10 protein-coding genes and 1 tRNA gene are annotated in these 11,747 nt (G+C 39.7%); 5 read left to right on the top strand and 6 right to left on the bottom strand.

Going from position 1 to position 11,747, the window contains the following annotated elements; genetic code table 11:
• Positions 1-11 precede the first annotated feature (11 nt).
• Complete coding sequence (locus tag HC176_RS00235; RefSeq protein ID WP_167916171.1) at positions 12-602, bottom strand: carboxymuconolactone decarboxylase family protein; 591 nt, start codon at positions 600-602, stop codon at positions 12-14.
• A 58-nt stretch (positions 603-660) separates the two neighbouring features.
• Here HC176_RS00235 and HC176_RS00230 point away from each other — a divergent pair, with 58 nt between their 5' ends.
• The 3 genes from HC176_RS00230 to HC176_RS00220 are packed head-to-tail and all read left to right on the top strand — an operon-like array spanning position 661 to position 4,091.
• On the top strand, positions 661-1,107 hold the full coding sequence (locus HC176_RS00230; protein ID WP_167916170.1) for an OsmC family protein: 447 nt from the start codon (positions 661-663) through the stop codon (positions 1,105-1,107).
• A 13-nt stretch (positions 1,108-1,120) separates the two neighbouring features.
• On the top strand, positions 1,121-2,815 hold the full coding sequence (gene recJ / locus HC176_RS00225; RefSeq protein ID WP_167916169.1) for a single-stranded-DNA-specific exonuclease RecJ: 1,695 nt from the start codon (positions 1,121-1,123) through the stop codon (positions 2,813-2,815).
• A gap of 10 nt (positions 2,816-2,825) precedes the next feature.
• Positions 2,826-4,091: an MFS transporter gene (locus HC176_RS00220; RefSeq protein WP_167916168.1), complete on the top strand. Its 1,266-nt coding sequence runs from the start codon at positions 2,826-2,828 to the stop codon at positions 4,089-4,091.
• Between the two features lie 7 nt (positions 4,092-4,098).
• Here the strand turns inward: HC176_RS00220 and HC176_RS00215 are convergent, their stop codons facing one another.
• Both HC176_RS00215 and HC176_RS00210 read right to left on the bottom strand, forming a co-directional pair.
• Positions 4,099-4,851: a UDP-2,3-diacylglucosamine diphosphatase gene (locus tag HC176_RS00215; protein WP_167916416.1), complete on the bottom strand. Its 753-nt coding sequence runs from the start codon at positions 4,849-4,851 to the stop codon at positions 4,099-4,101.
• Positions 4,852-5,013: 162 nt separating this feature from the next.
• Positions 5,014-5,469 carry a 6-pyruvoyl trahydropterin synthase family protein gene (locus tag HC176_RS00210; protein ID WP_167916167.1) on the bottom strand — a complete coding sequence of 152 codons (456 nt, stop codon included), beginning with the start codon at positions 5,467-5,469 and terminating at the stop codon, positions 5,014-5,016.
• A 149-nt stretch (positions 5,470-5,618) separates the two neighbouring features.
• Between HC176_RS00210 and HC176_RS00205 the strand changes: the two genes are divergently transcribed.
• Positions 5,619-6,260, top strand: a complete 642-nt coding sequence (locus tag HC176_RS00205) for a 2OG-Fe(II) oxygenase (RefSeq protein ID WP_167916166.1) — start codon at positions 5,619-5,621, stop codon at positions 6,258-6,260.
• 107 nt (positions 6,261-6,367) lie between these two features.
• Here HC176_RS00205 and HC176_RS00200 read toward each other — a convergent pair whose 3' ends face one another.
• Positions 6,368-7,702 (bottom strand): MATE family efflux transporter, encoded by a 1,335-nt coding sequence (locus tag HC176_RS00200; RefSeq protein ID WP_167916165.1) that lies wholly within the window; start codon positions 7,700-7,702, stop codon positions 6,368-6,370.
• A gap of 193 nt (positions 7,703-7,895) precedes the next feature.
• Here HC176_RS00200 and HC176_RS00195 point away from each other — a divergent pair.
• Positions 7,896-7,969: transfer RNA gene (locus HC176_RS00195), tRNA-Ala, on the top strand.
• Between the two features lie 116 nt (positions 7,970-8,085).
• Here HC176_RS00195 and HC176_RS00190 read toward each other — a convergent pair.
• Both HC176_RS00190 and HC176_RS00185 read right to left on the bottom strand, forming a co-directional pair.
• A complete protein-coding gene (locus tag HC176_RS00190; protein WP_167916164.1) occupies positions 8,086-8,934 on the bottom strand; it encodes an alpha/beta hydrolase family protein in 849 nt (282 codons plus the stop codon).
• A 1-nt stretch (position 8,935) separates the two neighbouring features.
• Positions 8,936-11,692, bottom strand: a complete 2,757-nt coding sequence (locus HC176_RS00185; RefSeq protein WP_167916163.1) for a PD-(D/E)XK nuclease family protein — start codon at positions 11,690-11,692, stop codon at positions 8,936-8,938.
• Between the last annotated feature and the right edge of the window lie 55 nt (positions 11,693-11,747).

Below are 11,747 nucleotides of genomic sequence, written 5' to 3'. Positions count from 1 at the left end.
GGAATAGTATATTAGCCATGCTTCCCCCGTTCCCAACCATGTTTGCCCAAATACTTTTCCCCACTTTCAACAGCGCCATCTTCAATGGTGGTCGCCATGCTGTCGTTCCAGCGGTTTAAATACCCAAATAGCGAAATCACCCCAAGAATTTCCACAATTTCGCCATCGTCCCAATATTGATGTAAACGCTTTTTTAAATCTTCATCAACAGCATTGGGCACCTGGCTGGCCGCCAAACTAAAATCTAAGGCGGCGCGTTCTGCTTCACTAAAGGCAGGGTGGGTGCGGTAGTCCCAAATATTATCAAGCTGTTCTGGTTTGGCTCTGTAGCGTTCGGCGGCACGAATAGCATGCGCTTGGCAATAACGGCAGCTAGCGGCATTGCTGCTTACCCAAGCCATCATGCGTTTTAGTGCAGAGGTAACCCGCCCTTCATTGGCCATAACAGCTTTATTTAAATTTATAAACGCTTTGCTTATCGCAGGTCGGTGTTGCATGGTAAGTACCGAATTGGGACAAAAGCCTAAGGTTTCATTAAAAAATTCGGCTAATTTTTTGGTTTCCAAATCATGATTTGCAGATAAAGGCGTTACTAAAGGCATAGTTGTGAATTTTGTAGTATTTTTGACAACTACAAGTAACAAAAAATAGTTTAAAGCAATGTCAGTTAAAGTTTCTACAAAGTGGTTAGGCGAAATGCGGTTTGAAAGTACAAATCCATCGGGGCACCATTTATTTATTGATGCCGGAGAAGAAAATGGCGGAAAAGGCGAAGGCTACCGCCCCAAAGCATTGATGCTTTCTGGTTTGGCCGGTTGTTCTGGGTTGGATGTTGCAGCTTTAATCAAGAAAATGAAATTAGAGGTGGATGAATTCAATATTGAAATTGAAGCCAATCTAACCGAAGAGCATCCCAAGTATTACGATAAAGTAGCGATGCATTTTCATTTTTACGGCGAAAATTTAAGCGAAAAGAAATTACAACGCGCTGTCGATTTGTCCATTGAAAAATATTGTGGTGTTATGGAAATGTTCCGCAAGTTTTCAGAATTGGATGTTCAAACCCATTTTCATTACGATAAAGTCGATTTTTTCCCTACCGAGTAGTTAAGCTATTTTTATGCGCTGGACCATAAAACCACAACCGGAACCTAAAAAAGTAAAGACCTTGCAAAAGGCGCTTCAGGTTGACGAACACATTGCGACTTTGCTATTACAACGTGGCGTTGAAACCTTCGAGGAAGCCAAACGTTTTTTTAGGCCCAAATTGAAGCACTTGCACGATCCGTTCTTGATGAAAGATATGGATAAGGCTGTAGCCCGAATAGAAAAGGCTTTTGCCAATAACGAAAATATTTTGGTGTACGGCGACTACGATGTGGATGGCACTACAGCGGTGGCACTTATGTCCACCTACCTAAAAACAAGGCACAATTTGGTTTATACTTATATCCCGAACCGGTACGACGAAGGTTACGGAGTCTCTTATAAAGGCATCAACTTTGCTTTGGAAAATGATTTTACGTTAATAATAGCGCTCGATTGTGGTATTAAATCGGTTGAAAAAGTAGCACATGCCAAATCGTTGGGAATCGATTTTATTATTTGTGATCACCACCGTCCGGGAGACGAAATTCCCGATGCCGTTGCGGTTTTAGATCCCAAACGAGAAGATTGTAATTACCCGTACAAAGAATTGTGTGGTTGTGGCGTTGGTTTTAAGCTCGTCCAGGCTTTGTCTTCAAAAGAGGGAAAAACGGCGGCCGATTTAACTGAGTATCTCGATTTGGTGGCCACGGCCATTGGTGCGGATATCGTTCCCATTGATGGGGAAAACCGCGTGTTGGCTTATTTTGGGTTGTTGGTTATCAATACCAATCCACGTCCCGGCATAAAAGCCATTTTAAATCAGGTTGAAAAAACCGAGCTGACCATCACCGATGTGGTGTTTGTTGTGGCACCAAGAATCAATGCCGCTGGGCGGATGGAACATGGTAATTATGCCGTAACGCTATTGGCGGAAGAAGAAGACGATTTGGCGGCCAAATACGCCGAAGAAATCAATAATTATAATTTAGAACGTCGCGAAACCGATAAACAAATTACTGAGGAAGCACTCCAACAGATTGAAGAAAATAACGAGCAAGATAGGCTAACTACTGTGGTTTACCATCCCCAATGGCATAAAGGTGTTATTGGCATTGTGGCTTCGCGGTTAACCGAAACGTACTATCGCCCAACTTTAGTATTTACCAAAAGTGGCAATAAATTGGCCGCTTCTGCACGCTCGGTTAGGGGATTCGATGTTTACAATGCCTTGGAAGCCTGTAAAGAGCATATCGAGCAATTTGGCGGACATAAATATGCAGCGGGTTTAACGCTCGAAGAAAAAAACTATGAAGCCTTTAAGCAGGCCTTTGAAGAGGTAGTTTCAAAAACCATAGACAGGAACTTATTGACGCCCGAAATTAAAATTGATGCCCAAATCGATTTAAAGAATATTACGCCCAAATTTTACAGGATTTTAAAACAATTTGCCCCCTACGGCCCGAATAACATGACACCTGTTTTTATGTCCGATAACTTAATAGACACAGGTTACGGAAAGTGCGTGGGCGAAGACAAAACCCATTTAAGGTTAACCGCCACACAACCTACCTCACCAGACCGATTTGTAGGCATTGGGTTTAGTATGGGCGATAAATTCGAAATTATTTCTGAAGGAAAGCCGTTTAAAGCGGTGTATTCCATTGATGAAAACGAATGGCGCGGCAATGTGAGTTTGCAATTGAATCTTAGGGATATTAAACCTTAATTGTTGTTTTATGGCAAGAACAGACCCTTATGCGGCATTACGAATTAAGGAGTTCAATATTTTTTTATTGGTACGTTTTGTATTGGTATTTGGTTGGTCCATGCAATTTATAGTGATTGAATGGGAAGTGTATAGTCTTACCAAAGACCCACTGTATTTAGGTTTGATTGGGTTGATGGAAATCATCCCTGCGTTTACTATGGCACTGTTTGCCGGACACATTGTGGATCAAAAGGAAAAACGGGATCTGTTGGCGCTTTGCATAGCGGCATTTTCATTGATGAGCTTAGGCCTTTTTTTACTGACTTCTGACAAAATTGTTGGCGATTGGAATACCCAGTCCATCTTATACGCCATTTATGCACTAGTGTTTTTTGGAGGGTTTCTACGTTCGTTTTTCGGCCCCACTATTTTTTCGTTGGTGGCGCTCATTGTCCCGAAGAAAATATATCCCAACGCCGCCACATGGAGCACCAGTACTTGGAAAGCAGCGGCCGTTTTAGGAGCACTTTTGGGTGGTTTTTCTATCCATTGGATGGGAGTTCCCAAAACATTATGTTTAATATTTATTTTGGTGAGTATTTCTTTCGGACTTACGTTTTTAATCAAGAAAAAACCCATTTTAAATCCGAAAATTGGAGAGCCGGTAAAAGAAAGTTTGAAAGTGGGTGTACGCTTTGTGTTTAGCGATAAAGCCATTTTAGGTGCCTTGACTTTAGATATGATTGCGGTTTTATTTGGAGGAACGGTAGCGCTATTGTCTGTTTTTGCTCAAGATATTTTGGAAGTCGGTTCGAAGGGTTTTGGCATTTTAAATGCCTCCATTTCATTGGGAAGTATCTTTAGCATGTTTATGACCACTTACATGCCGATAAGTAGAAATGCAGGAAAAAAACTGCTGGCTACTATTTTCGGTTTCGGACTCTGCATTATAGCTTTTGGGCTGTCGAATAGCTTTTGGGTAAGTGTTGTGGCACTGTTTTTAAGTGGCGCAACCGATGGGGTTTCCATGGTAATTAGGCAAACCATTTTACAGCTAAAAACCCCCGATGATATGCGTGGGCGGGTATCGGCGGTAAATTCAATGTTTGTGGGGTCTTCAAATGAATTGGGCGCTTTTGAAAGCGGACTCGCAGCCAAATTAATTGGCCCTGTGGCCGCAGTGATTTTTGGTGGGACTATGACTTTAATTACCGTTACCACTATTGGAGCCAAAAATCATACGCTCAGGAATTTGGATTTGACTAAAGAAATCGAGGCCATTGAAGGGAAATAGTCTTGACTTAATACTCCTTTAACTCCAAGGTTTCCCCATCAAAAACGCCATAAGTAAAATATGATATCCAATCGCCCAAGTTGATGTATTTTGAACGTTCGTTAAGGTCAATGTTCAAAGGTAAATGACGGTGGCCAAACACGAAGTAATCACGGTGTTTGCCCTCTAATTTGCGCTTACAGTATTGCACCAGCCACTCATTGTCCTCACCCAAAAATTGGGCGTCTTCATCGCCTGAAATCATCTTGTTTTTTACCGAAAGGTACTGTGCCATGCGCACGCCCAAATCGGGATGCAGCCAACGGAACAACCATTTGCAAAACGGGTTGGTAAATACCTTTTTCATGCGTTTATAGCCTTTGTCGCCCGGCCCTAAACCATCGCCGTGACCAATAAAAAAGGTTTTGTTGTTAAAGGTGAATTCTTTGGGTTTGTGGAATACGGGAATATTCAGTTCTTCCTCAAAATAGCCGTTCATCCAGAGGTCGTGGTTGCCCACAAAATAGTAAATAGGAATGCCCGAATCGCTAATTTCAGCGAGTTTGCCGAGGGTTCGTGTAAAGCCACGCGGCACTACGGTTTTAAATTCCATCCAAAAATCGAACATATCGCCCAGTAGAAAAATAGCGGCGGCATCGTGCTTTACCTCGTCCAGCCAAGCCACGAATTTTTTTTCGCGCGGGCGGGAGGCTTCGGCCGTTGGTGCGCCCAAGTGGTTATCGGAGGCGAAATATATTTTTTTTCCTTTTTGGATTTGCATGCCGTAAATATAAGTTAATTCCTTTGAAGGCTGGAATCCCATACTTCTATTTTTGTGGTGCAAAAAAACCATAGGATAAGCCTAGCTCCAGGCACACAACTGCGTTAGGGATTGAAGCAAGCTACCGTGTAGCGCGTAAAGCCCGACCTGAAAGGTAACGCCCTAATTGTTATCGTATGCGAACCATTCGGCAAATGCGGTTTCGGTTTCTTGAAGTTTTAAGCTGTGCAGCATGATTTGTTTGGGCAGCCGCTTGCTTATTTTTTTTGCAAAATCGAGCACCATCATTTCGCTGGTGGGTTGGTAATCGACCAACAAAATATTGTGTCCAAGGGCTTCAAGATCTTTTGCCAGCTCTACGTGCGGAGTGTTTTTGTTGAACACCGTGGCGTGGTCGAAAACGTTTACAATTTCTTCTTTTACAATTTTTTTGAGGTCGCCAAAATCGATAACCATACCGTACTTCACGTTCGATTTGTCGGTTATAGGTTTTCCAATAACAGTAACAAAAAGTTTGTAGCTATGGCCGTGTATGTTTTTGCATTTTCCGTCGTAGCCGTAAAGGGCGTGGGCGGTTTCAAAATCGAATTTTTTGGTGATGCGAATGTTGTTCCCCATGGGTGATTAAAAATTATGCTGCAAATATATTGATTTTGTACGAGCAATTGATTTTTACATTACATTTGCGCGCTTTTTACTCGATAATCGAGATTTAAAAGTGTTTAAGTTGTTCAATTTTAAATAGATACCGTTTTGATTTTAACTAAATGAACCCACTTTTTGAATCTGTAGGTTTTGAAGAAAACCCAGTTTACGAGCAATTGATTGCTGATATTGGGAAACAGCAATACAGTATTGTTGAAAATTTCTTCATTCAAGATGAGGTTGCCTTATTAAGGCAAATGCTTCAAGAAAAGCACCAAGCCGATGCTTTTAAAAAGGCGGCCATTGGTAACCGCGTAAATGAAACCATTGAAAAATCCATTCGTGGCGATTTTATTCTTTGGATGGATGAACGCAAAGCCAATACGGTAGAGCAATTGTTTTTTAACAGAATAAACCATTTGGTGGATTACCTAAATCGCACTTGTTTTTTGGGTATTTTACAAAAGGAGTTCCATTATGCGCTTTACCCCAAAGGGACATTTTATAAAAGGCATATCGATACATTTCAAAATGATGACAGACGAAAACTCTCGTTGGTTTGCTATTTAAACGAAGAAGATTGGTTGCCGGAAAATGGCGGTGAATTGGTGTTGTATTTAAACGAAAACGGCGAAGAAATGGAAAAGGTAATCTATCCGTTTCCGGGGCGAATTGTAATTTTTGAAAGCCAAATTATTGAACACGAAGTGAGGCCCGTAAACACAGCGCGTTTAAGTATTACGGGTTGGTTAAAAACCCGATAAACTATCGGCGGCCTCGGTATCGGTTATAAAAATAGATGATGATTAGCACTATAGCTAAAATTAGAAAAAGTCTGTTTCCCATGGTTTTGTTTTTTAGGGTGGTAAAGTTATTGTTTTTCAGACAATGGTAAAAAAGTCTTTCTGAATTTTACAATTAGTGGAATGCCTCGTGCCAGCATCCAAAAGGTCATGGCCATAAAAATGGCATGTAGTTTATAACCCAACCCATCGAGTGCAAAAAGGATGGGGATAAACACGATAAAGGTTGAAAATAGCAACACATTACGCAGGTATTCCATTTTTCCGAGACCCTTAAACATACCGTCGAGAATAAAGGCTAAAGTACACAGTGGCTGCATGGCCAATATAATCCAAAATATGCTGTAAAATGCTTCTAAAACTTCGGGTTCTTTAGTGAAAACGCGTCCAATGGGATAGTATAAAACAGCGCCAATAACAGCCAGAATGACACCGATAATCAATCCGTATTTAATGAGTTTGTTACTTAGTGCAATTAATGTGCTGTAGGCTTCGGCACCATAAAGTTTTCCGGAAAGAATGTTTCCAGCACCAGCATAACCATCAACAACAAAGGCTCCGAAAAACCATAAATTTATGGCAATGGTATAAGCGGCAATGTAATTGGCACCGTAACCAGTAGCAAACGAACTGGCAAAATATAAAGTGACATTTAGGGCTACGGTACGCACAAATAAATTGAGAATCATAAAAATAAAACGTCTCATTTCTGGATTGAAAGGCAACTCCACTTTTAAAGGAATAGTGGTTTTTTTCAATAAAAAGTAAGCCGATAAGCCTGCCATAAGCATTTGGGCAATCACACTAGCATAAGCCGCACCCTCAAGATTTAGTGGAGCAATATAGCCATCGATACCATAGACCAAAATGACGTCCAATACAATATTTACAGCCGCTCCAATTATGGCAATAATCATGGGGTGGTAGGTGTTTTGCAATCCACGGAAAGCCCCAAAAACAGCTATTGTAAACAAAGTGAACGGAAACCCGAGTACCCTAATTTTGTAATATAACACGGTGTAATCTAAAATTAACCCAGAAGCATTATACAGTTTAAAAATGTATTGGGCGAATGGGTAGGTAGTAGCAATAATCAACAAACTTAATGAGGTGATTATGAAAATGGCCTGAGCGGGTAAATCTTTGATTTGCCCTAATTTGTTAGCGCCTAGGTATTGCGAAACTAACGACGAAATGGCACTTCGGGTTTGCCCCAAGACCCAAATGAGCATGGATAAAAATGTGGAAACAATACCCACTGCGGCTAACGATTCGGTGGCGTTAAATTCAATATGCCCCACAATGGCGGCATCGGTCATCGATAAAATAGGTTCGGCCACTCCTGCAATTAATGCCGGAATAGCCAACTTGTTGATGTGCTTTAAACTAATATCGATGCTCATACTGAGGATTTTCGGGCTCAAAGGTATTTTAAATTTGTGTTTTACCCTTTTTAGGAAGTAGAATATTTTAATTTTTATTGGGTAGGCGAAATAATTTACAGCATTATGTGTAGCTATGTGGATAATTGTATATATTTGCCGTTCAAAATTATGATTGTCCATGCAGCATGATTTTGAGGTGAACAACAGTAATGGGGATGTAGCTCAGTTGGCTAGAGCGCTTGACTGGCAGTCAAGAGGTCGGCGGTTCGAGTCCGCTCTTCTCCACAGAAAAGCTTCCAAGTATTTGGGAGCTTTTTTTGTTTATGTAACTAACTTTTGTGGACAGATTGAATGTAGTGCTGTGTAATTTTCAACAGTAAATCGCAAGCGGTGTTAGGCTGTCATTCAATAACTTTCAAAAATGAAATAGCTTCTTCTATGGCCTCATTCAGGTGGTTTGGCAGTTGGTCTTTTTCGTAAGGGTGCGAGGCTCCAAAAACATGGTCGGCACCTTCAATGATTTTAAGCGTGCTATCGGGTTTCCAACGTTTAAGATTGTGGGCTTCGCTCACTAGAACTGTCGGGTCTTCATTACCATGGATAATTAAAAATGGAATATTCAATTTTGAAACTGCGCGTTTAATAGTTAGTCGTTCTTCATTGTTTTTATAATCTTCGTAAAATTGGTAATAATGGGGCATGTTTTGTTTGGTGCGCCCGTTTACAACATATTTCACGCCATCTTTTTTCCATTGCTCGACATCACTTGAAATGGGCGCCCGATTGGCATAGTCTGAAACGCCAGCCAAACTTATTACCCGTTTTATACGGTGGTCTTCTTCGGCTTTAATCGTTACGATACCGCCAGCTCTACTATGGCCTAGTAAGTTAATATTGCCAGTGTTTGCTTCGTTTTTAAATGGAAAACCGTTAGAAACCCATTCTATAACGGTTTGTAAATCATCCAATTCTTTAGTGTAATTATTGTTTCCGAAGGCTTCCAAATCAGGGAAATCAATAGATTGCTCTACTGTGCCGCCATTATGCGAAAAATTGAATTTTATAAAGAAAAAACCGGATGCTGCGAATGCTTTTGCCATTAAATTCCACGCACCCCAATCTTTAAAACCTTTATAGCCGTGGCAAAAAATGATAATGGGTTTTGGCGTGTTGTTTTCTTTAAAAAAGACATCGGCCAAAATGGGTTTGCCGTGTTTTCCTTCTAGTACAATGTTTTTTTCAATGGTCATTTTAAACTTGTTTTTCTATGAAATCGATGTTCGGATTGCAAATTTCAATTATCAACTTTTTAAGTTCTGCTTCGAAGTCCAACAACGTATTTTGGGTTATCAGGCTGTCTTTCTTTCGGCTGGATGATGATTCTTTTTGGGCGAATTTTAAAAACCCCGAACTAAGGTTTTTAAACGAAATAATGCCCGCTTCAATAGGGAACTTCAGATTTTGTGAGGCTTGCATCATGTAGGCATAACAAAGCACTTGGAAACTTTTGCTGTGTTTTTTATAATCGGTTGTAATGTCTTGCCAATCCACAATTTCCACTTGATTTTGTTCTACCTTTCCGGTTTTGTAGTCAATAATCCTAATTGTTCCGTTGCACTCATCCACACGATCTACCTTTCCTTTTAATTTTATAGGAAAATCGAGTTCAGGGATATGGATTTCTATTTTATTATCGGCTTCAATGGCTAATATTTTAATCTCATTTCCTGCTTTGAGTGCTTGCATCTCTAATTTAAGAAAATTGGACACATAGCGTTTGGCAATTTCAAAAATAATCAGGTTTTTTCCGGTTGAAATATCACCTTGTTTGTATTCGTTTTTAAAATGGTAGGTTACTCTTTCTTCAATATTTGTTTTGAGTTGCTTTATAGTTTCAATGGTTAAAATCGTTCCAGTAAGCGGTTTGTAAAAATCTTCCAAAGTATTATGAACTACTGTTCCTAAAGTGTTGGCCGCCACGGTTTCTTCAACATCGTTGTGTTCACGAATTTTTAGGATGCTTTGGAAGTAAAAATCAATGGGATTCCTGACGTAATTGGTGAGCGATGAGGGCGAAAATCCTTTTCCGGCTAATGCAATTAATTTCTTTTGTAGGTCGGGTGTTTTTTTGATGCATTCCAATTTTGCGGGGATTACCGGCACGTTTGGCGCTAATATTTTGTGGTTGATTTGGTGTTTGCCCTCCAATTCCAGCTGCGTGATAAACCGACTTTTTTCGCCGCCGGTCAACACATCAGCCTCTGTGTTGTATAAAATATACATGTTTTTAGCGCGCTGTAAAAGTCTATAAAAATGGTAGGTGTAAACGGCGTCTTTTTCTTTGTAAGTTGGGAGCTGGTTTTCTAATTTGACATCAAACGGAATGAACGAATTTTGGGTTTTTCCTGATGGAAGAATGCCTTCGTTAACCGAAGAAATGATAACGGTTTCAAAATCGAGAACACGCGATTCCAACATCCCCATAATTTGTAAACCTTGTAATGGTTCACCTTGAAAATCGAGAGTTTCTGAACTTAAAAGCTCTTTGTAAATGCCGTGCAGGGTTGACACGTTGTCGATATACGGATGCTCTGAATTTAATCTTGATATTTCCTTGAAAAGCGTACTGAATCGGTACAAATATTCCAGAGCAAGTAAATTAGCGGTTTTGTTTTTGTCTAAATGCTGTTTTATAAGTAGGATTAAATTAGTGCAGTTTTCTAAAGTATTTTCAACCGACATTCCCCATTTTGAAAATAGTAAATCGATAATATTTTCACTTTTAGGAGCTATTTCGTTGAGTTTTTCCTTTTTTAAATACACTAAATTGTTATGGTCGATGGTTTCGGCTATTATCGATGAGTAATCTATGTTTTCAACAAAAAACAATGGTTTTATAAATTGATGCGAAATGATTTTAACTACATCTTTATAGTAAAACGTTGTTGGTGAATGTTTGTGTAAAAGGAATAGTGATTCGAACAAAGTAGCCAAAGGAATGGATTTTAACGGAAACCCCATGGTGATGTTTAGCGCATCAACGTTTGGCGGAATGGAGTTGAGCACCGGGACAAGTAAGTTTTCGTCGCCCAAAACTACCGCAGTATTTTGCAACGAGGGATTGTTACCTTGTAATTTTTTTAAGATTGAACCGATGTATTTGGCTTGGCCTATATTTTTAGGAATGCCAAAAACCGATATGTTTTTTTCTTCGGAATAATGCTTTGTTACCCAATTAAACGGATGGGTTTTAAAGTGTTTCCAGTTGTTTTTGTACTGTCTAGTAAATAATCCCGCATCGTGGTTTTTGTTATTGAAAAATTCAGCATCAATATCCCAATATACTTTTGCCATTTCATTTTGAAGCAATTCTTGAATGATGGTAGATTCCGAAGTGTTCAGTGCATTGAACCCTAAAAAAACATGTTGTTTTTTCGAATTGTTTTGAATGTAGGATTCCAGGTTTTCAACCGCTTCCCTGTAAACCAATCCTTGGTAGCCCAAGCCTTTGGCCAACAAAGCTTCATGAAAATGTTCGTAATAACTGTAAAGCTTGTTCCAAAACGAAAGATAGTTTTTTACGAAATCGGTTTTGTTAATCTCTAGCGACCAATGATTTAAATCTTGGATAGCACCTAAGTAATTAAAAATCTTTTTCTGTGGAATCAGGTAACGGTCAATCTCGTTAAAATCTTGCAGCAGTATTTGCGCCCATTTGGTAAAGGTGTCGAATGAATCGCGTTTTTGGGGTTTGGTTAACTGTGAATAGCTGTGGTAAAACTCAAAAAGCAATTCGGTGTTCGAGATGGTTTTGAGTTGGGAAAGTTGCCCAACAAATTCTTCAATGCTTATAATTTCTGGTGAAAAAATAGTTTGATTTAAAACTTGCGGCAGTTGATGTTTTAAGAATAACCCTGCGCGTTTACTGGGAACAATGAAGGTGAGTTCGGAAAAAGATTGTGTGCTGTTTTTTAGGTCTTTTAGAACATCAAAAATAAAAGTCGTCATGTTATAAAAATAAAAAACGCTTCGGATTTCCGAAGCGTTTTTTTACTTATTATTT

This window comes from Tamlana crocina (assembly GCF_012037625.1).
This window is presented reverse-complemented; position numbering and strand designations above follow the sequence as displayed.